Below are 20,821 nucleotides of genomic sequence, written 5' to 3'. Positions count from 1 at the left end.
AGCTATTTATCAGTGTTGTGCATTGGTTTTTGATAGGCATGAAATAGCCGTTATATTAGCTATTACTGTAATTTATAAATTATAAAGTTATAAAAAAAGCCGCATTAGCGGCTTTTTTACGAGAAAAGGATAGAATCAGTTAAGTCTTTTTAATTCTTCTTGTGCTGATTTACCACCAACAGGGCGACTGACCGAAATAGAGCGGCCTTTTTTCATGCCTTTTTCATAATCATCGGTAAGTGCTTTCATTGCTTCTTGAAGCTGTTTTTTAAACGTTTCACGATCAAGGTTTTCAAATTGTTTATCAATGTAGTTAGCCATACGTTGATCATGGTCATCGTCTGTCGTTAACTCCGGTAGTTTTTCCAATGCACCTTCAAGCCAACCCGCTAAGAAAGAATTTACACGTCGTGTTACTTCTTGTGTGCTAGTACCAGTACCTGCGAAACTGTTTCTGAATTGACCTGTTTGTTGGTTCATTTCACGATATACAACATCAAAAGCAAAAGCGGCGAAAATTGCACGTTCAGCCATGCCAATGAACTCAGCTTTTTTTAAACCTTTGTAATTGGTTAGTACACATTCCACACCGAATCGACGATTAATACCGCGAATGATTTTTAAAATCTGTGCACTAATATCACTTGGGAGTAAGGTCTGAGATTTTGTTTTGCCCATTTTGATGAATTCAATATCGTCTTTTTCAAGACCATATTTGAGCATGAGGCGATGGGCCATACGAATAGCTTGCGCGGCTTCATTAACGTTAGCCGAGTTACCTAACTCAAGGCATTTTGCTATTTTCTTTAGCGCCTTTCGCTTTTGTTCAGACATTCAACATACTCACGATTTAAAACAGGGCGCGTATTTTACCGCTTTAGTTGCTACTACATCAAGCGTAACGGCTCTTAATAGGGGGAATTAATACTATGAATCGAATATTTATTATAACAACATACTGTAACGATAATTTCTGTTGATATATTTTTCTTATTATCCGATTACACGAAACGAAAGATTATCGTGTAATCAGATAGTTGATAAGGGTGTCAGTGAAGGTATCTATTTTAATGCCGCCCGTTTAGCACGGCGTTTAATATTTCCTGTTTTGGTCATAAAATCGAACAGTGGCGCAAACAAGTTGGCAAATAAAATAGCGAGCATAATACCTTCTGGGTAAGCAGGATTAAGTACGCGAATAAATATGGTCATCACACCAATTAAAATACCGTATGCCCATTTCCCTTTATTGGTAAATGCGGCAGAAACTGGATCGGTTGCCATAAAGAAAGTACCAAAAGCGACACCACCAATAACAAAGTGCCAATAGAAGGGCATTGAAAACATGTAATTGGTATTTGAACCAATGGTGTTAAGTAGTAAAGAGGTAGCTGCGAGGCCGATGAAAACACCTAGTACAATTCGCCAGGATGCAATTCTCATAAAGATTAAGATTAGGCCTGTTAGCGCGATAAATAAGGTTGATACTTCTCCCATTGAACCGGGAATATTACCAATGAAAGCATCAAACCATGAGATAGATTGCCCCGTCATGTTATTCGTCAGTGCATTCTGTCCACCTTCATACCACTGACTGAGTGGTGTCGCCCCTGAATAACCATCAGCTGCAACCCAAACAGCGCCGCCTGACATATTTGCAGGGTAGGCGAAGTATAGAAAAGCACGACCGGCGAGAGCTGGGTTTAAGAAATTTCGACCAGTACCACCAAAGATCTCTTTTGCGACAACAATACCAAAGGTAATACCTAGCGCAGCTTGCCAAAGTGGAATAGTCGGAGGAAGAATAAGCGCAAACAAAATTGAGGTGACGAAGAAGCCTTCATTCACTTCATGCCGCCGAATAATGGCAAATAACACTTCCCAAAAGCCACCAACGATAAAGACAGTAAGATAAACAGGGAAAAAGTAACTGGCACCGACTAAAAGATCACTTATCCAACTTGATTGCTGAACGGCGTCAAGAGACCCCCACACCCAACTAAGTCGCCATGAGGAATCCAATGCTTGCTGAGCCGCCGTCGCATCAAGTCCGTATAACAAAGCATTACTAGATTGTTGCCCTATATTGTACATACCCCAAATCATGGCGGGAAAAACAGCTAACCAAACCATGATCATAATACGTTTTAAATCAATGCTATCTCTAACATGAGTAATACCTTTATTAACTTGTCCCGGGGTGTAAAAAATAGTTTCAACCGCCTCAAACAAAGGATAAAAGGTTTGGTACCGTCCACCAGGTTTGAACTTTGGTGATTGATTATCTAAGAAACTTTTAAGACTCATAACACATCCTCCTATTTAGTATTACGAGCGCACGCTAAAATAGATCGCTTTTTAAGCAAGTTAGTGCCTTTCTTTTATCTAGCACCTATATATGTAATGAAAGATAAAATCAGATTAGCCATAAACACAGACTTTAAGTATAAATAGGCATATCAGGTTGAGAGCGTGTCAACCTTACTAATAACCACAACAATGAGTACTCCCATATGACGACCGATTATGTGTCGATTGATGTGCCTTTTGAGTTTCGTCATACCTGTTGGTTTTGTGGCGAACCTTATTATGAAAGCCATGCTTTTATGGCAAAGCCTAATTATGATGGCCAATCTGCACCGATCATGGTGCCTTGCTGCCAAGAGTGTTTTGGTTTTACAAAAGAGATTAAAGTAAGCAGCCTTGATCTTTTGCGAGATAAAGTGAAAGAGAAACTGCATAAAAAGTATCAAAAGCATTTACAGATTGGTGTTAATTGGACAAAGCAAGAGCTTGAAGAGTGTGAATTTGAAGGCAAAGCACTTGAAGGTTTTCGTGAAAGCGGTTGGGCAATGTTTGAAATTGCCAAAGAGCGAGTCAATTACCGTGGATGGGCGGTAAGTATTGATGGCATTCCTGTTGAAGGGCTAACAACAGCATTCCAATTTGAATTTGATGGCATAGTGTATACCAGTTTAAATCATGCTGTGATCCAACTGGCGACGGCGTATGCGATCCCACAACCCTATTTGGAACAGGTCGTTGAATTAGTTGGACGCGATAAAATGGCGTATGCCTTACGTTTTTGTAAAACAAGCTACGGTTATTCAAGTGCTGAAATTGCGGCAAGTTTAGCGAGTTTACGAGCATTGTTAGCGGAAGAAAAAGCCAACAAACAGATTGAAACTAGTAGTAATCGTCGTAAAAATAAAAAAGTCGCTATTTCGGAGATCAAAGAGCTGATCTTACATCGAACGATGATTTCACCTTACGCCATTCAATGGGCGCTAGAACATGGTGCAACCACACTGCAATTATTAGCTGAACAAGAAGATGCGTTTTTCGAGCATTTTAATAAAGAATCTGAACTAACAGCCTTTACGTATTTCAATGGATTGCAGATTTACCTTGAGCAACGAGAGAACGATCCTGAATGGGTCGTTAATTCTGATCCAAATAAGCAGCTATTTGAATCTTAATTGAGTAAATGATTTCCCATCAAAGTGCTGTAATGGTGAGAGGGCATTGTTGCGCTCTTACTAAGTAAGTTTCAGTGCTTCAATGGTGGAAATTGTCCTTAACCTTTCAGAATAACGGTGTATAGCGCATGACAAATACTTGATTTATACACCGTTTATATTTGAGTAATTTTTAACACTCGGTATAGACAGAAGAGTGTAATTAAAATAATCCAATCAACTAAATTTGCGTTATTTCGTGCATCAAATTGTCGATTTGGTTAACCACTTTTTTACTTGCTTCTTCCATAGCGTTTATTGCCGTTACCATTTCTGACATATTGCCAGATTTTGCTTGGCTCATCGCTTCTCGTCCCATTTCATGCACTGCTTTATGAGGCTCTTCCATTAATGAGTAGCTTCTTAGATGACTAAATGCTTTACCTTCACCATGGTAATACCATTGACCTAAGCGACACTCCGAGTGGTTATTAATAACTTCATTAAACGCACCACGCTGTAGGAAGCTGTAAATATTATTTTTCCAGATAGCATGATCGAGCTTAACCGTATCTAAAAAAGCACGCGTCGATGCAATATGAATAACCCGCTGCATATGCTCAGATTGGCTAACCACTTCATTAACAATGGTACCGATTTGAGAGGAAGAAGCTGATACTTCTTCAGCACACGACTGGTTCTCATCAATCGATGATTTTATCTCATTAACCTGCTTGAGCACTTGGCTAACAAGTGTGTCGATCTGCTCGCTGGCTTCGCTCGCTTTACCTGCTAAATTTCTAACTTCATCAGCAACAACTGCAAATCCACGTCCAGCTTCACCCGCACGGGCGGCTTCAATAGCAGCATTGAGCGCTAACAAATTTGTTTGGTCAGAAATTTCTTTAATCGTCGACACAAGGTGAGAAATAGAAGTGGCGGTGGTATCGAGTATTTTTACAGAGTCAGTACTTTGAGTCGCTTGAGAGCTGATGTTAATAGCACGATTATCAAGGCGTGAAAGTGCCTGATGGGTTTGTGCAAACATTTCGTCTAGTTGTTGCAGCTGATGATTTTCATGTTCCATTGATTGAGCACTTTCAACCATCTCATTACGGATAGTTGTAAGCATGTCGCCACCTTTTAAACTGCTCGACAATAACTCATCACTTTTATGGTTATCCTGCTTAGTCGATTTAACTAATTGTTGTGCTTCTTGAAGTTGCTCTTCTAAGGCGGTGACATCAGATTGATACTTCTCTTTAAGCTCTGCTAATTCTTGCTTTAGCGATTTATTTTCTGTTTCTATTCGTTTTCGTCCAAACATCGTTATAAAACCTTTCTTTATTAAGCCGCTAAATACAATGGATCTTCCATAGTGAAAGTAATACTGAATACTAATAATAAAATTAAGAGCATTATCTGAGAAAGATGACTTTTATACCGTGACTTGTTACAAATATTTAAAGGTTATTAATAAAAAACAAAATAATATGTTGTTAACCAGTTAACAATCGAGTGAGGGGTTGTAAATGCTTTATAGGCAATCAAATAGATCAGCCTAATTAAAAGTCTACTGAGGTCATCCAAGTACTTTCAGGAAAGGGTCTTTGGTATTAATCAGTCATGAAGTGGTAGGAGAAGATGAGTTAATTCACTTCCTATATTTATTATCTATAAATATAGTTTTATCTTAAATTAAGAAATTCAACCTTATGAACTTTTAGCACGAAAGGGAGTGGTGTTTTGTCTGCAATTAAAAAGCCTATTTGTTTGATATCTTGTGCGGCAAGTTCGGGGGCGCCACTCAGTAACCTTCCTCTAAAAACAGCTTTAAAGTCATTAAAGTTAAAAGTTTTACTTTGTTGTTGTCCTTTAATCGTTTCAAATTCATGTTTGTAGTTAATACGGTAGCCATCTTTCCAAGTCGTAAACCGTAATTGATATGTTCTACCATCACCAATATAAGTTAGGCTTACAGCGTTAATATTATTAGTTAATGGTGATACTGAACGGTTTACTGAGCTAAATCCGCCGTTGTTAGCTAATGATAGCTCACCTGTAAATTGACTTACGCTTCCATCATAAATGAAGTGCCCTGAAGAAATACCGCCCATTACATTATCATTTACAGCAGTCCAGTATTGATGTTCATTAGGTTGAGTAAAATCAATCATATTGAGCCTTGATGCAAAAGTGTGTTTAGAAAAAATAATACAAGTAACGATCAATACCAGCAGTGATAAAAAGTGTTTAAATAAATTATATCGATAAATATTGAACAATTTCATAGAAAACCTACTTATCTTTATCGTTCTTGTCGAGCATAGCCAAGCATTGATGAGTAAAATCAGAATAATTTGTAAGTTTATCGTACTCAACGTTAAGAGAGCCATGAAACATAAGTGTTACCGTAACGTCCCTATAATTGAGCCAGCAGGTGTAACCATCATAATCATGCCATGCGTATACATCGCCTAATTTATATTTATTATTGAGTCGTTCTCCTGTTGAGCGAATATAGTCAAACACTCTGAGAAACTCTTTAATAGTCAGTTTTCTCTCCATTGTTATCCTAGTTATGTTTATGATTAAATTAATTTTAAATATAATTTAATTTAATACGATTTTAGGATGTTAATTGATCACTCAAAAATTATTAATGAGAATTTTAAGAGTAATGAGATAAATTTTTTAAAATATGACATATTAAATTAATAGCAATGTTACTTTGATACTGCGGCGATAATTTTTTAACTATGATCAAGAGGCAAGTCATGATTTTTACAACAACAGAAACAGTTCCAAGTCGGGAAATTGAAGCGGTATTAGGTGTTGTTAATGGCAATGTTGTTCAATCTAAGAATGTTGGCAGAGATTTAATGGCGGGTTTGAAAAGTATTGTTGGTGGTGAATTGAAAGGTTACACCGAAATGCTGACTGAAGCTCGAACTATCGCGACGGAGCGATTAGTGGCAGAGGCTGAAAAGCTTGGTGCGGATGCCATTGTTGGCGTGAGATTTACTACTAGCTCTGTTACTGATGGCGCATCTGAGATTATGGCATTTGGTACTGCTGTTAAGTTACGAACATAAAGATAAGAGTTATCCACTTTTGTCACTTTATACGTTAACTGAAGTGTTGGAATAGACTTGTTAAAATTGTCTATTGGCGCTGTTTATTTATAAATACATTCTTATTACATGGATTTTAATGAAAGGAACTAGGATGGAAGAGCTTCAAGGTGGGCGAGAAGGTCAAATTTTTCTTACTGAAGACAAAGTGTATCGACCAAGTGGTTTCTGGTCAGAGTCCGTTCATAAGTTGTTGTTCCATCTTGAAAGTAAAGGCTTTTATAACGCGCCAAAGTTTATTGGCTTCGACTGCGATGGAAAGGAGATATTGTCTATCGTCTCTGGGGATGTTTACAATTATCCGTTAAAGGGAAATATTGCCACATATGATGCGTTAATTTCTGCAAGTAAGCTTTTACGCCAATACCATGATGTTACAGCTTCATTTATCACTAGCCCATCATTTGAACATTCGCAATGGATGCTACCAAGTAGATCACCGTATGAGGTAATTTGTCATGGTGATTTTGCACCTTACAATGTTGCTTTAGATGGTGTTAAAACAATCGGCATTTTTGATTTTGATACGGCTCATCCAGCTCCAAGACTTTGGGATATTGCCTATGCTATTTATTGTTGGGCGCCATTTAAAACCAATCAATATGATGCTTTAGGAGATTTAGCAGCTCAATCCGTTAGAGCTCGTCTCTTTTGTGATGGTTATGGTTTATCAAATAAAGAGCGTGGAAAGTTAGTTGAAACAATGATTGATAGGGTTCAAACCTTAGTTGATTTTATGCAAAGTGAAGCCAACAAGGGTAATGCTGCCTTTATTGAGAATATTAACAATGGTCACCATCTCGCTTATCTTAGCGATATTGAATATTTGAAAACAAACTCTCAATACATAACGAATAGTTTATATAAGTAAAAGTTAAGACTGTTATTAATTAAAAGACCTAGGTAAATGTATTATCTTGGTCTTTTATTTTAAATATAGAACGTTTATTGATTGTGCTGTAAATAATCATTATTTCAGCCCTGTTTTTGTTACTTATCGCATTTTGATTAATCTCATTTGCTCTGCTAACTCGGCTAATTATACTTTTATTCAATCAGTTTATATTCCTGCTTATCTATACAGATATTTATCTATTTAAGAATGTAGTGTTTAGATATATCAATATCTAGCAATTGAAAGTTCTACGTGTTGATAGCAAATTACTTTAATGAGATGTATCAATAAAGTGTTCAAGATTGTCTCGTGTGAGGTGAATACGATTAAATATTTTGATGTTTTAGTGTACTAGGTCGTCAATATAAAATGATGACTGAAACTATATATGTTTCGTTATGCCATAGGAGGGCTTGTGAAAAATCTGTTATTTTTAATCTTGTTATTGAGTGTCAATGTTCACAGTGGCGAAAGTGAGCTTTTCTTTGTTGATAAGTCACGAGCCATTGTTATAGCGGAATCAGCGATAACTGAAAAGTATGGTGAGGTAACTACAAATCATAAAGAGCCTATTTTAGTCCAACACCATTTTAAGAGTCCGGTTGAACAATCGGAGCATTTACAAGTTCAATTTACCCAACAAGAATCTATAGAACAATTAGCGAATGGGTATGAAAAGATCACCAGTAATAACTTTACTGTTAGGATGGATAAAAATGGTGAAGTATTAAGTGTTAATAAAGGCGTATCTCTGATGACGTCGAAGAAAAAATAATGATTTAAGATCAACAAAGCATTAACTTACTATTTATCATAGAGTGAAAAAAGTGATAAGAAAGCCCGCTAGTAAGAACGGGCTTTTTTTTGTTACATGTATCTATGTTTGTTTAGATTACTGGTTATGGCGTGACCAAACCATGGTGTTGCCATCCTTATCAAATGCTAACACTTCATAGGCATCTTTTTTATCGCCATATTCCATACCAGGTGAGCCCATTGGCATACCACCTACAGCAAGGCCAATCATACGCTCAGGCTTACTTTCTAAGAAACGCTTAATTTCAGTTGCTGGAATATGTCCTTCAAAAGTGTAACCTTCAATTTGTGCAGTGTGGCATGACGCATATTCAGGACGTAAACCTAATTTAATTTTAATAGGCGTTAAGTCTTCCTCGTACACCATATCTAATTTAAAGCCATTATCTTCCATGTGCTTAACCCATTCTTTACAACAACCACAGTAAGGTGATTGGTAGTTAGTGCCAGAAATAGGCGTACTTGCTTGAGCTAATGAGGTAGCAAATAAACATGCAGCAGCAAAGATATGTGAAATTTTCATCTGTAAAATCCTTCAAGTTACGCGAATATTATCGCGCTAAATAACAAAATAAAGTGGTGGCAAAATGCCGATTAGTTATTTCGTTAAACGAGAGGAGGTCTTAGTTGTGTTTCACTAAAATAAACAGGTGTGTTTGTTTGACTAGCATATAATTGAACATCATTAACAATCGCAGAAAACGCAAAGCAAGTTAACAGTGCGGCTTGTGTTTGTTTGCTCTTGCAATCATCGTCATTACAGCATGGTGATTTTTCTTTAACAGTATCGTTATGAGCCAGTGATGAATCATCGATATTTTTCATACCGCAAGAGGAAAGCGTTGTGATGTTCGTTGACAACATAGGCATACCTTCATCGCAGCATTGCTCTGGATGGATGGTTTCTATTAATGCTGTTGTCATTTGAAGGCAATGTGTTTGAGGTACTTGATCAAAGCTAATGGTGCGCGCAATTACAGCGTTAGTAAAAACACTGAAAATGATAAATAGTGTGAGGATTGAACTACGACACAACGTAATCATATAAAAGCAGGCATTCCTTACATAACATTAGCTTATAGGTATTAACTGCTAATAAGTATATATGAACATAATGTAAGTACAATGACGAGGTTGTAACGAGTTGTTTATTGAAGCAGAGCTTAACGCGATTTTGACATTAATACCTAGTAACTAGGCGTAAACTGTTCTGACTAGAGGAAATTACTCTGTTTTAAAATAAAAAATGCGCTGTTAGGGCTAATTATGTTGTATACCGAAAAAGATCGTCAAATTTTGCATGACACATGGATGAGTTATAAAGCAAAAATGCGTATAACTCAGATTGAAATGGCTAAAAAGCTAGGCTTAACGCAACTGGAGTTTTCAGATATTTTACGAGGATCTAAACCGATAGAGCAGCAGTTCGTCAATGAGTTTTGCCGTCTATTAAATGTTGACCCTATTTTGATTTTACCGTCACTGCGAGAGCAAATGGCTTCAGGACAAAGCGCTAATTCGTCTATTAAGAATACGTTTATTTTTGATGGTGAAATTACGAATGTAACTTATTCGGGTAATCAATTGATTGTTGAATATGAACACAAAGCGACACCTGTACAGTAAGTTAATATCGTTTGGATGTAAAAAAGGGCTCTTGTGAGCCCTTTTTATTATTTCTCAGAATCTACTCGCCACTCGGGTATAAATAAATATAACACTGCTGCAGATAAGATAGATCCCATTACATCTGATGGGAAATGCATACCTAGCCATAAACGGCTAATACCCACACCCACAGCCCATGCTACAAGTCCGCCAGCTAATAAATAGTGGCGAGTACGTAATAAGAAGCCGCCCCAAAACAGAATACAAATCGCAGCAAAGATTGTATGTCCTGATGGAAAAGAATAGTTAGTTTCACCTTCCCAACTACGAATACGCCATTGGCTAATATAGTCAGATGCTTTTTTAACCACGTTTTCTTTTTCACTTTTATTTAGCTGATAAAAGTTTTCAGGCGATGGGATTAGGTTTAAACGCTGTAGCTCATAAGTATAAGGACGAGGGATCGCAGTTTCATGCTTTAAGATTGTTTTCGCGCCAAAACTTAATACCAGCAAAATAGCGAATTGAATCCACAATTTAATGATTTGTTTTTTAGGTAAGCGGAAAAATACCGGTAATAAACACAGTAATACGGTTGTGATAAGGAAGAAGGGTTTACCTGCCGTATCCGTTAATAAAGAAAATGATAAACCAGCCGCATCATTAATGGGATCGCTTAACAGAGGTACAGGGAATATAGAAATAGCGATAAAAAGTGCTAATGCAAAAAAAGCTAATGCTAAATAGTTAACAAGTTTTTGAGAGATAAAAAACATCATGGTTAAAGTCAGTCAGTAATAGGGTATGAGTAGGTTGACCGCGAATTCTACTGAAAGTGCCATAGTAATGACATTTTATTTTCATAAATACGATCATTTCTTACGTTAAAGGGAATGTTTAATACTGCTAAGGGATGATGTTTTGCTGTTAGTTTATTTTCATATTAAACGTGTTAAATCGGAGAATTTATAAAACTGTGATATCCATCACTCAGGATTGTGCTTTTAGAAACAAACATTAAGAATCCTTAATCTTTTGCTTAATTCCAATTAAGAATCAAAGCGTATCATTAAGTTATTAAAACAATTTACTTTAATTTTAACTTTTAACGTGGAGAAGAGGATGAGCATTCTCGGACATTTCCAAAAGCTAGGAAACGCAATTATGTTTCCTATTGCAGTTTTACCGATTGCCGGTATTTTGCTGCGTATTGGACAACCAGATCTATTAAATATCCCTTTTATTGCAGCTGGTGGTCAGGCTGTATTTACGAATCTTGCACTACTTTTCGCAATGGGTGTTGGGGCCGGATTTTCGAAAGATAATTCAGCAGCAGCAGCGATTGCATCAGCCGTAGGTTATTTCATCCTGATGGCGGCACTTAAAACGTTAAATCCAGATGTTGATCCAGGTGTTGCTGGCGGTATCATTATTGGTGTTTGCGCAGGTCTTTTATATAACCGCTTCAATGCAATCAAATTGCCAGAGTTCCTTGGCTTCTTTGGTGGTAAGCGTTTTGTACCTATAGTAACGGGTTTAGTTGCTTTAGTACTTGCTTACGCATTCAGTATTATTTGGCCTCCAATTCAAGATGGTATCAACCATCTTGGTCAATGGATCCTAACTAGTGGCGTACCTGGTGAGTTCGTTTACGGTGTTGCTAACCGTCTATTAATTCCACTTGGTTTACACCATATCCTAAACAGCATGGTTTGGTTTGTATTCGGTAGCTACACAGCCGCTGATGGTCATGTTGTAACTGGTGAAATCTCTCGTTTCTTTGCTGGTGACCCTACTGCTGGACAAATCTTAAGTGGTTTCTTCCCAGTTGTTATGTTTGGTTTGCCAAGTGCTGCGCTTGCGTTCTATGTAACAGCGAAGAAAGAAAACAAGAAAGTGGTTGGTGGTATGTTGTTAAGTGTTGCATTAACTGCATTCTTAACTGGTATTACAGAGCCAATCGAATTCATGTTCATGTTCCTAGCGCCTGCTTTATATCTAGTACACGCTATTTTAATGGGTGTGAGTATTGTTGTGGCGTCTTACCTGAATATTCACATGGCATTTAGCTTCTCTTCAGGCTTGATTGATTACATCTTGAACTACAATGCACCTGCAGCACACAACTCATGGGAAATTATCCCAATGGGTCTTGTAGTTGGCGCAATCTACTTCGTAATCTTCGTTGCAGTAATTAAGATGTTTAATCTTAAAACACCGGGTCGTGAAGATACACCAGCTGAAAACTCAAACCCAGAAGACGATGCTGCAAGCAAAGCGGATTTAGCTAAATCTTACCTAGCAGCATTAGGTGGTAAAGATAACTTAACTGATATTTCAGCTTGTATCACTCGCTTACGCTTAGGTATTGTTGACCGTTCAGTTATCGATGATGCAAAACTTAAGCAACTTGGTGCCAAAGGTGTAGTGAATGTAGGTTCTAATAACCTTCAAGTTATCCTTGGCCCACAAGCTGAAATTATTGCTAACCAGATGAAGTCACTTTAAGACGTTAGCACAAAGAGATTCGTGATTTCATAATTCCCCCTATGGTCACGTTAAACGGCCTACCTTTTGGTAGGCCGTTTTTTTGTCTTTAAAAGGTAAAGCTATGATCCTATTACCTGAAAATTATATCTCTTATGTATATAATGCGAGAATAAGCGCTGAGAAGAAAATGATTAGGTATTAAATGAAAGTTCTCGTTATTGAAGATGATGTCACTACGCGTGAATTTATTGCGCAAGGATTGCGAGAGCATGGCTTTGTGGTTGATGAAGCAGAGGATGGTCATCAAGGGTTAATGATGGCTACAAGTTGTGAATATCAACTGATTATTTTAGATCGGATGTTACCGATACTTGATGGCTTAAAAGTACTTGCAGCATTACGAGCAACAGAAAATGAAACCCCGATCCTAATTTTAAGTGCCATGGATAGTGTAGAAGATCGTGTTGCTGGATTAACTGCAGGCAGTGATGATTACTTAACAAAACCTTTTGCCTTAGCTGAACTCATTGCTCGCGCCAATATATTAGTTAAGCGCCATCAGTCTAGTGTGAATATTTCATCTGAATATAGCTATGACGATTTACGGCTTGATATTAAATCTCATCGGGTATGGCGCGGATCTCGTGAATTAAATTTGCAGCAAAAAGAGTTCTTACTACTGCAGTATTTAATGGAGCATGCTGAAAGTGTAGTTTCGCGGATGAGCTTATTTGAGTCGGTATGGAGCTACCACTTTGATCCTAAAACGAATGTTATCGATGTACATATCGCAAACTTACGAAAAAAATTAGAAGAAGGCGGAGAGCCCAGTTTAATCCATACCGTAAGAGGTGCAGGTTATGTCTTACGCAGGCTCTGATCGATTATCGCGTTCGAGTACTTTTAAAGTTCTACTCTATTTTATTAGTTGTGTTGCCATTATATTTATACTGTTTATTAACCAAGTTTTTGTTAATTCAGAAATGTTTTACCATAAACAGTTAGCACAAGAATTAAGTAATGAAATGGCACTGTTTGAGCGTATGGTTCAAAAAGGTCATATTAATGAGATACCTGATCTTGTTAAAGAGCATCAGCAAATCCAAAATGTGTTTGAGTATAGGATCACCAAGAGACCAGAGGCAAATACTACGCTAACGTACCCTGCAGCATTATCAGATACAGAACTACGTGTTAATCGCTTTCAAAGGACATTAAATTTACCGAATAATAATATGCTTATTATTGGTATTAATCCTGAATTAATGCGTTCATACCGAGACAATATGATACCAATGCTAGTTTCTGGCATTGTTGTCCCCGTGATCTTGATGCTTGCGGGCGCTCTATTATTTGCTATTTCTATTTTAAAGAAATTAGAACGTGTTAATCATGGTATGAACCGAGTTAGCCTTGGCGAGAAAGGGGTGAAACTCCCGGTCAGTAAAAATGATGATGAATTTGATGTACTGACAATCCACCTTAACTTTCTTATTGAACAAGTCGAAAAGAAAGAAGAGTCATTAAAGGAACTCTCGGTTGGTATGGCGCACGATTTGCGCACACCAATTGCGAGAATGAAACTTCGACTCGAAAGTTTACTTACAAAAGACACAGCGCCGTTTACCAAAGACTTAGAAGCTTGCCATGATGATTTGGAAGTACTGCTGAGTATGTTCAATGGCATGTTAGAAATTTCTCATATCAATACGGGTAAACATAAAATTGATAAGCAATGGGTTAATTTATCTCAAGTTTGCCAAGATGTTGTTGATTTCCTATTACCTATTTCGGATGAAAAGAAACAAGTTTTATCATTTCGTGAGGATGAGCCATACCAGATAAAAGGTGAGCCTAGTTTACTTTTTCGAGCCATATACAATGTAGTTGAAAACGCGATTAAATATACTCCTGATGAGGGAACTATAGACGTTGTTGTTGATCATTTTGGTGTGGTAGTGATTGATAATGGACTTGGCGTATCGGATGAAGATAAAGGTCGCATTAAAGAGCCGATGTACCGTGCTGATAAAAGCAGGACGCATCAAGGTTTTGGCTTAGGGTTATCGCTTGTTGAAGCTGTGATGAAAAGTCATGGTGGCGATTTAGCGTTTAGTGATAATAATCCTGGTTTACGGGCGCGATTATATTTTCCTTTAAAACACGATCATAGAATGAATGAGATCTAATAAAAAGCCCGCTTGATGCGGGCTTTTTAGAATACTAAATATTACTTATTCTGTTTAAACTTCTTCTGTTTGAAGATTATTGTAGTGTTCTTTTTTAGCGTTAAAACGAGAAACCAAATCATCGATACCATCTTGGCAATAAGGTTTTAAGCCACTCATCAGCATACGCTTACGTCCAGTACCCACAATCTCTCCATTTTCTTTAAAACAGAAATTCAGTGTCACGCTTCCACGCTTTCCATCAACATCAATATTTGAACTTGTTAGCTCTACATGAGGTGCTGTTAAATCTAGTCGACAGAACTCAAGTTCCATGCTTTCGTAAATAACTAATGGTCGAGTAGGGTTGATCATCATGTCTTTAGATTTCATTAAAGGCACCATGATATGAGGAAAATTCATTCCTGAAAATTGAACGTAACTTTTAGTTATTTGAGCAATTAAATCTTGGTCATGGGTTACTTCACCTGAACGTGCAAGGTGAAGGAATTCCTTACCTTTGCTATCGATTAATGATAAATCGGTATCGGATTCAGCTGAAATACTCAGTTCTGTACTCTCATTTATCATACCTGCAAACGTCACACGCATCTTTTGGCTGATACCAACATTGGCAAGTAAGACCGAGAAAAGTAGATCGCCAGGAACACAAAAGCGCTTATTGTCTGGATCGTGAATAGGGTTGAAATCACCCGCAATTCGTTTTGCAAAATCACTTGCTTGTTCACGAGTAAAAGAAAACTGACCACTTTTATCTGAATAGTATGTATCTAAAAACATGTTACGTATGAATACCTAAAATAGAGACTGCGCCTATTCTACAACATAAAGTGTTGTGTAATGGTCTAGCCAGATGAAAAACGAGTAGCTCTTAACTTATGTATAAATGCAAGAGTTTCTATTCACAATTGACACTTAATGGTTTTTTATTGCGATCAATATCACAGTTGTTCAGATGTTAAATATATGGAAATATTTGCAGTTTTTTTTGATATTTTCAACATAATTATTATATTGATTGCGTAATATACTTAACCACTATTTTTTTAATGTTTTTCTTATGAAATTGATGATTGGCGTGGATCTCAATAAATTATTCGGTATTATCATCAATCTAAAGAATAAAGAAATCTTTTGTTACAACTTAACATATAATGAAAGGTTTTTGTCGACTTCTAACGTGTAGAAGACGGGAAATAAAAAAGTGGCACGGAAGCTACATCTAAAAACAAAAAGCCAAGCTACTTTAAGTAACTTGGCTTTTTATACAATGGAAAGCTAAAACGTTACATACGTATATCTAATGGAATGATGGTAACCTTATCACCGATTTCTGCATTTACTTGCTCTGGTGCTATTTCAATCAAGCAGTTTGCTTCGCTCATCGAACGAAGTATGCCTGAACCTTGCGAGCCTGTACTTTTCACTACTAAACGACCATTAGCATCAAAACTCGAAATACCGCGAGTATACTCAGTACGACCTGAGCGGGAACGAAGTTTTTTAATCGCGATAGCTTGATGCGTTTTCGGCTGCCAATTGATAATACCTTGCTGCTTTCTAATCGCTGGTTCAACAAATTGTAAGAACGCAACCATTACCGCGACAGGGTTACCCGGTAATCCAAAGAATGGCACGTTACTAATCGTACCAAAAGCAAGAGGACGACCTGGGCGCATATTGATACGCCAAAAGTTAATCTTACCTAACTTATCTAAAACGGCCTTTATATAGTCCGCATCGCCGACAGATACACCACCAGAAGATAAGATCAAATCAGCTTGCGTGCTTGCTTGTGTTAACGTTTTTTCAAGCGACGCTTCGTTATCATCAATAATGCCGAGATCAACAACTTCACAGCCTAAGTGAGTGAGTAGGGCGTATAATGTATAGCGGTTTGAGTCATAGATGCAGTTTTGTTTCTGCGCTTCACCTGGTTGCTGAACTTCATCACCGGTAGAGAAAATCGCAACACGGATAGGCTTGTTGATTACAATTTTATCAATACCTAGTGAGGCTACCATACCAAGTTCTGGCGCTGTGATGGTTGTTCCTGCAGCAACGGCAATTTGACCTAATGCCAGATCTTCACCTGCTTGACGTACGTTTTGACCAGCATTGATTTTACCCATTGATTTATCAAACGTGACCGTGTCACCTTTCTGGGTTGCTTGCTCACGCATAATGACGGTATCGGCACCTTGCGGAACTGGTGCACCTGTCATGATACGAACAGCTTCACCATGTTGTAGTGACTTATCGTAACTGTGTCCGGCAAGCACTTGACCAACAACATGATAGCTTTCACGCTCTATATCATCACCAGAAATAGCATAACCATCCATTGCAGAGTTAGTATGTTGAGGCACATTGACTGGCGATAAAATATCTTGTGCGACAATTTGTCCTAGCGCTTGATGTAGATTCACTGACTCGCTGTTATTTAATGGCTTAATCTGCTCAAGAATTTTTTCTCGACCTTGAGCAACCGATAACATACCTGCTGGATTGATATCGCTACAGCTTAATGTTTGCGCTTCAGTAAACGCACTGTTTTTCACGTAATCAATAACAAAGTCAGTAAGTTGATCAAGATTATTGATATCCATTTGTGGCAATGCACTTTCAGCAGGGATGTTCGCAGCGATAGCAATAATGTTGTTATCTTCTGGGTGTAGCCAAGGTTTGCCGACTTCTTTGCGGTGTAATTCAATTTTAGGGAAATCGAGCTTTTTAAAACCTTCCACCAAAATGAGATCGAGTTCGGTTTGATCTAATTGGTTGAGTAAATAGGGAAGTTGGGCTTCTTCTTCCGGTGTTTCTGTCACCAGTGCACGACGGTAACGAGAAGATATTAGCATTTGGCTTGCGCCAGCTTTACGAAGGCGATAGCTGTCTTTACCTTCTTGGTCGATATCAAAATTATGATGAGCGTGTTTTACCACGGCTACACGAAGTCCTCGCTCTACAAGTTTAGGCAACATTGCTTCAAGTAAAGTGGTTTTACCTGTACCACTAAATGCAGCGAAACCAAGTAGCGGTAAAGAAGCGTTAATTTGACTCATGTAGCACTCCAAATTGAGAGAGTTCTTCAGGGGTATTAAGGTTTACAAAAGCATCTGCTTGATCACTAAAATCAACCGTGATCATATTACATTGACGGTAAAGCAGAATGATTTTTCTATCACCATTAGCGAGAAAGGCTTCAAGCTTAGGTAAAATGCGACGGTGAACAAGCGTGACTACTGGTTGAATGTGCTCACCATTATGAGCAACAGCAATATCGGTTTCTTCTGTACAAGCGTTTGCCATTCTTGCGACTAAATCATGCGGAAGCTGTGGGCAATCACAAGGCACAAAACCAATCCAGTCGTTATCGATATGAGAAAGTGCGGCATGCATCCCCCCCAAAGGGCCGGGGTAGTCTTTAATGGTATCACCAAAGACTTCACCAAACTCCGCGTAACGTTCATGGTTGCGGTTTGCATTGATGGTGATATGTGGTGTTTGTGGGCGCAGCGTATCGATAACATGTTGAATTAATGGCTTATCAGCCAATTTAATTAAACCTTTATCATTGCCTCCCATACGGCTGGCTTGTCCACCAGCCAAAATAACCCACTGAGTTTGCTCAGGCGTAGGCATAGTTATCCTTATCTTTTTTAACAAGCTGCAAATCTGCACGCTCAATTAATTTTGTGTCATTGATTGTCCACTGGCGACGACATAAGTCGGTGAGTTCATTATGCTGGTGGCTAGTGATGACAAGGCTAGAGCCTCGTTCTAATAAATCTTTTGCCAATATAACTTGGCGGCTGATGGATTCTTTATCCATACTTGCACTTGATTCGTCCATCAGTAATACACTTGGCTTTAATACCCATGCTCGTGCCATTGCTACACGTTGGCGCTCACCGCCAGACAACACAGAGACATGTTCATCGGCAAGGGTTTCTAACCCAACCATTCTTAAGGCATTGATGGCTTCATTGCGACGTTGTTGACGATCTCTAATAATATATTTTAAGCCATAGCAAACATTATCAAACACTGTGGCATCAAACATATAAGGGGTTTGATGCATGTAGATTATGCCATTGTGATAGCATCCACCAAATAGTCTATTCAACCAATGGTGCTGAGTATTGATTTTTCCAGTGGTCGGCTTTTGTAATCCCGCAAGTACTTTTAATAGCGTTGTTTTTCCCACACCGTTATCACCAGTAAGATAAATCGCATCTTGCGGCTCTAACTTTAACTGAGGAATATGGAAAAGTAGGCGATGTTTAAAACGAACAGAAAGATCTGTTGCCTCAATTGAAATATGCGTCATATCAATGCCCTCAGCTTAGTTCGTACGCAAGTGGGCTTTGCCACGAGAGATCGATAAAATAAAGTTTAGTCCGAGAGCGAGAATTAATAAGACCATTCCCAAGGCGACACCTTGTGCAAACGCACCTTTAGAGCTTTCCAATGCAATGGCTGTCGGAATATTTCTGGTTGAATTTAAGATGTTACCACCCACCATCATTGAGCAGCCCACCTCAGTGATAATACGGCTAAAAGACGCAACAATGGCAGCTAATAGTGGAAAACGGCTTTCCCACATAAGGCTCATTAGTGCACGAGGGTAGCTTGCACCTAATGAGATTGCGGTTTCCCATGCGCGACGGTCACTATTTTGAAAGGCGGCATGCATCATAGATATTAAGATTGGAAAACAAATTAGTATTTGTCCAAGAATCATAGCTCGCTGAGTAAACAGCATTTGCCAGTCACCCAAAGGTCCTGAGCGCGATAGCAACATATATAACAATAATCCAATAACAACAGTCGGAACGGATTGCAGTGTATTAACAAAAGAAAGGATTAGCCATCGACCTGGAAACTTTCCATAAGCAAGGGCGAAAGCAACTAATAAAGAGGGAATTAATACAATAGCAATGGCTAACAGAGAAACTGAAAAAGAAACACCAACAATGCTCCATAGCGAACTATCACCACTAAATAGAAGTTGGATTGCTTGTTGCGTTGTTTGCCAAATATTCATTGTTATTTTTATCTAATATTTAATTGGTTACGCCGAACATGGCCTCATTTCATTATAACAGAAGTGTTAATTAGAGAAGAGGCAGTGTTCGGCGCAAAATGTTACAAAATCAAATGAAGCTGATTACTTATTGTGTGATTGCATCTGCAACAAATAGTTGTTCGCCATGACGTTGGTAATCATTAATCATGGTTTGTGCTTTAGAATTAACTAACCAATCGCTGAATGTTTTTGCACCTTGGTAGTTAATGTCAGGGTAACGGCTAGGGTTCACTAAGATCACTTGGTATGGGTTAAATAGACGTTTGTCACCCTGAACCATGATTTCTAGGTGCAGTTTATTTTGGTAAGCAAGCCATGTACCACGGTCAGTTAGAGTATACGCTTGTAATTCAGACGCCATGTTTAATGTAGGACCCATGCCTTGACCAACAGCTTTGTAACCACCGAAGTTAGGTTCCATTTTTGTTTGTGCCCAAAGGTTAAGTTCTTTTTTATTGGTACCAGAATCATCACCACGAGAAACAAACACAGAATCTGTTTCGGCAATGTTAACCAGTGCATTAGCAACGTCTTTATCACCTTTGATCTTTGCAGGATCTGCCTTTGGACCAACAAGTACGAAGTCGTTGTGCATTAGCTTGCGAGGAAGGATACCAAAACCGTCATCAACAAATTTAGCTTCGGCTTTAGGGGCGTGAGTCATTACCAAATCAACATCACCATTTTCACCCATGCGTAATGCTTTGCCTGTACCTGCAGCTAGAACTTCAACAGTGTAGCCAGTGTCTTTTTTAAATGCTGGTAAAAGGTAGTCAAGAAGTCCTGAGTGGTAAGTACTGGTTGTCGTTGCTAAACGAATTGTTTTGTTTTCTTGGTTATCGGTTGCAGCATGGCTAAGGCTTGCTGCGGCTAAGCTTAAAACAACTAAACTCGTCTTGAAAAAATTCATAAGATTCCTTGATTTACAGACTCAACATAAAATTAAAAAGAGATGATTTGAGACATTCCGCCTCAATAAATAGCTTATGCGCCTATAAGCAAATAAAATGCCAGAAGCGATAAGATTTATATTATGTGAATATTTATTCCGTAATTTGTTGATTATAAAGTGTTATTTTTTCTTTTTTGCGCTGCGTCATTTTTATGCTTCAAATCTGTTTTGACATTTATCTTCACTG

General features: G+C 38.1%; 22 protein-coding genes. 8 read left to right on the top strand and 14 right to left on the bottom strand.

Features of this window, described 5'->3' with window-relative positions; genetic code table 11:
- Window positions 1–135: 135 nt before the first annotated feature.
- The gene (locus BTO08_RS05875) at window positions 136–834 is read right to left on the bottom strand and encodes a DUF2786 domain-containing protein (RefSeq protein ID WP_045084145.1); all 699 of its coding nucleotides are present in this window, start codon (window positions 832–834) and stop codon (window positions 136–138) included.
- 228 nt (window positions 835–1,062) lie between these two features.
- Window positions 1,063–2,307 carry an NADH:ubiquinone reductase (Na(+)-transporting) subunit B gene (locus BTO08_RS05870; RefSeq protein WP_105060280.1) on the bottom strand — a complete coding sequence of 415 codons (1,245 nt, stop codon included), beginning with the start codon at window positions 2,305–2,307 and terminating at the stop codon, window positions 1,063–1,065.
- Between the two features lie 206 nt (window positions 2,308–2,513).
- Here BTO08_RS05870 and BTO08_RS05865 point away from each other — a divergent pair, with 206 nt between their 5' ends.
- Complete coding sequence (locus tag BTO08_RS05865) at window positions 2,514–3,479, top strand: hypothetical protein (RefSeq protein WP_105060279.1); 966 nt, start codon at window positions 2,514–2,516, stop codon at window positions 3,477–3,479.
- 220 nt (window positions 3,480–3,699) lie between these two features.
- On the opposite strand, the gene BTO08_RS05860 is transcribed toward BTO08_RS05865, so the two are convergent.
- The 3 genes from BTO08_RS05860 to BTO08_RS05850 form a co-directional block, all read right to left on the bottom strand.
- The gene (locus BTO08_RS05860) at window positions 3,700–4,785 is read right to left on the bottom strand and encodes a methyl-accepting chemotaxis protein (RefSeq protein ID WP_105060278.1); all 1,086 of its coding nucleotides are present in this window, start codon (window positions 4,783–4,785) and stop codon (window positions 3,700–3,702) included.
- 361 nt (window positions 4,786–5,146) lie between these two features.
- Window positions 5,147–5,635, bottom strand: a complete 489-nt coding sequence (locus BTO08_RS05855) for a CIA30 family protein (RefSeq protein ID WP_105060277.1) — start codon at window positions 5,633–5,635, stop codon at window positions 5,147–5,149.
- Window positions 5,636–5,756: 121 nt separating this feature from the next.
- The gene (locus tag BTO08_RS05850; RefSeq protein ID WP_105060276.1) at window positions 5,757–6,026 is read right to left on the bottom strand and encodes a DUF3081 domain-containing protein; all 270 of its coding nucleotides are present in this window, start codon (window positions 6,024–6,026) and stop codon (window positions 5,757–5,759) included.
- 209 nt (window positions 6,027–6,235) lie between these two features.
- On the opposite strand from BTO08_RS05850, the gene BTO08_RS05845 reads away from it, so the two are divergent.
- The 3 genes from BTO08_RS05845 (at window position 6,236) to BTO08_RS05835 (ending at window position 8,262) form a co-directional block, all read left to right on the top strand.
- On the top strand, window positions 6,236–6,553 hold the full coding sequence (locus BTO08_RS05845) for a heavy metal-binding domain-containing protein (protein ID WP_105060275.1): 318 nt from the start codon (window positions 6,236–6,238) through the stop codon (window positions 6,551–6,553).
- 133 nt (window positions 6,554–6,686) lie between these two features.
- On the top strand, window positions 6,687–7,463 hold the full coding sequence (locus BTO08_RS05840; RefSeq protein ID WP_105060274.1) for an aminoglycoside phosphotransferase family protein: 777 nt from the start codon (window positions 6,687–6,689) through the stop codon (window positions 7,461–7,463).
- Window positions 7,464–7,902: 439 nt separating this feature from the next.
- Window positions 7,903–8,262 (top strand): hypothetical protein, encoded by a 360-nt coding sequence (locus BTO08_RS05835; protein ID WP_105060273.1) that lies wholly within the window; start codon window positions 7,903–7,905, stop codon window positions 8,260–8,262.
- A gap of 117 nt (window positions 8,263–8,379) precedes the next feature.
- Here BTO08_RS05835 and BTO08_RS05830 read toward each other — a convergent pair whose 3' ends face one another.
- Together BTO08_RS05830 and BTO08_RS05825 are read right to left on the bottom strand one after the other, a co-directional pair.
- A complete protein-coding gene (locus BTO08_RS05830) occupies window positions 8,380–8,826 on the bottom strand; it encodes a DUF411 domain-containing protein (protein WP_105060272.1) in 447 nt (148 codons plus the stop codon).
- A gap of 83 nt (window positions 8,827–8,909) precedes the next feature.
- Window positions 8,910–9,347: a hypothetical protein gene (locus BTO08_RS05825; protein WP_105060271.1), complete on the bottom strand. Its 438-nt coding sequence runs from the start codon at window positions 9,345–9,347 to the stop codon at window positions 8,910–8,912.
- Between the two features lie 222 nt (window positions 9,348–9,569).
- Here BTO08_RS05825 and BTO08_RS05820 point away from each other — a divergent pair, with 222 nt between their 5' ends.
- A complete protein-coding gene (locus tag BTO08_RS05820; RefSeq protein WP_105060270.1) occupies window positions 9,570–9,929 on the top strand; it encodes a helix-turn-helix domain-containing protein in 360 nt (119 codons plus the stop codon).
- Between the two features lie 47 nt (window positions 9,930–9,976).
- Here the strand turns inward: BTO08_RS05820 and BTO08_RS05815 are convergent, their stop codons facing one another.
- Window positions 9,977–10,690, bottom strand: coding sequence for a phosphatase PAP2 family protein (locus tag BTO08_RS05815; protein WP_105060269.1), 714 nt, complete (start codon window positions 10,688–10,690; stop codon window positions 9,977–9,979).
- Window positions 10,691–11,033: 343 nt separating this feature from the next.
- Here BTO08_RS05815 and nagE point away from each other — a divergent pair, with 343 nt between their 5' ends.
- The 3 genes from nagE to BTO08_RS05800 all read left to right on the top strand — a co-directional run bounded on the left by nagE (window position 11,034) and on the right by BTO08_RS05800 (window position 14,590).
- Window positions 11,034–12,419, top strand: coding sequence for an N-acetylglucosamine-specific PTS transporter subunit IIBC (gene nagE, locus BTO08_RS05810; protein WP_105060268.1), 1,386 nt, complete (start codon window positions 11,034–11,036; stop codon window positions 12,417–12,419).
- A gap of 184 nt (window positions 12,420–12,603) precedes the next feature.
- Window positions 12,604–13,281, top strand: a complete 678-nt coding sequence (locus tag BTO08_RS05805) for a response regulator transcription factor (protein ID WP_005367748.1) — start codon at window positions 12,604–12,606, stop codon at window positions 13,279–13,281.
- On the top strand, window positions 13,262–14,590 hold the full coding sequence (locus tag BTO08_RS05800; protein WP_105060267.1) for a sensor histidine kinase: 1,329 nt from the start codon (window positions 13,262–13,264) through the stop codon (window positions 14,588–14,590). The genes BTO08_RS05805 and BTO08_RS05800 overlap by 20 nt, the downstream gene beginning before the upstream one ends.
- A 54-nt stretch (window positions 14,591–14,644) precedes the next feature.
- Here BTO08_RS05800 and BTO08_RS05795 read toward each other — a convergent pair whose 3' ends face one another.
- The 6 genes from BTO08_RS05795 to BTO08_RS05770 form a co-directional block, all read right to left on the bottom strand.
- Entirely contained in the window at window positions 14,645–15,370 is a 726-nt protein-coding gene (locus BTO08_RS05795) for a DUF3581 domain-containing protein (protein ID WP_105060266.1), read from the bottom strand.
- 506 nt (window positions 15,371–15,876) lie between these two features.
- Window positions 15,877–17,655 carry a bifunctional molybdopterin-guanine dinucleotide biosynthesis adaptor protein MobB/molybdopterin molybdotransferase MoeA gene (locus BTO08_RS05790; RefSeq protein ID WP_105060265.1) on the bottom strand — a complete coding sequence of 593 codons (1,779 nt, stop codon included), beginning with the start codon at window positions 17,653–17,655 and terminating at the stop codon, window positions 15,877–15,879.
- Window positions 17,642–18,235, bottom strand: a complete 594-nt coding sequence (gene mobA / locus BTO08_RS05785) for a molybdenum cofactor guanylyltransferase MobA (protein ID WP_105060264.1) — start codon at window positions 18,233–18,235, stop codon at window positions 17,642–17,644. Before mobA ends, BTO08_RS05790 begins: the two co-directional genes overlap by 14 nt.
- Window positions 18,222–18,923 carry an energy-coupling factor ABC transporter ATP-binding protein gene (locus tag BTO08_RS05780; protein ID WP_105060263.1) on the bottom strand — a complete coding sequence of 234 codons (702 nt, stop codon included), beginning with the start codon at window positions 18,921–18,923 and terminating at the stop codon, window positions 18,222–18,224. Before BTO08_RS05780 ends, mobA begins: the two co-directional genes overlap by 14 nt.
- Before the next feature lie 15 nt (window positions 18,924–18,938).
- On the bottom strand, window positions 18,939–19,640 hold the full coding sequence (locus BTO08_RS05775; RefSeq protein ID WP_105060262.1) for an ABC transporter permease: 702 nt from the start codon (window positions 19,638–19,640) through the stop codon (window positions 18,939–18,941).
- Window positions 19,641–19,767: 127 nt separating this feature from the next.
- Window positions 19,768–20,592 carry a substrate-binding domain-containing protein gene (locus tag BTO08_RS05770; protein ID WP_105060261.1) on the bottom strand — a complete coding sequence of 275 codons (825 nt, stop codon included), beginning with the start codon at window positions 20,590–20,592 and terminating at the stop codon, window positions 19,768–19,770.
- Between the last annotated feature and the right edge of the window lie 229 nt (window positions 20,593–20,821).

The organism is Photobacterium angustum, from assembly GCF_002954615.1.
In the GTDB taxonomy this organism is placed as follows: domain Bacteria; phylum Pseudomonadota; class Gammaproteobacteria; order Enterobacterales; family Vibrionaceae; genus Photobacterium; species Photobacterium angustum_A.
Note: the sequence above shows the minus strand (reverse complement) of the source record. Positions and strands in the feature narration are given on the sequence as shown.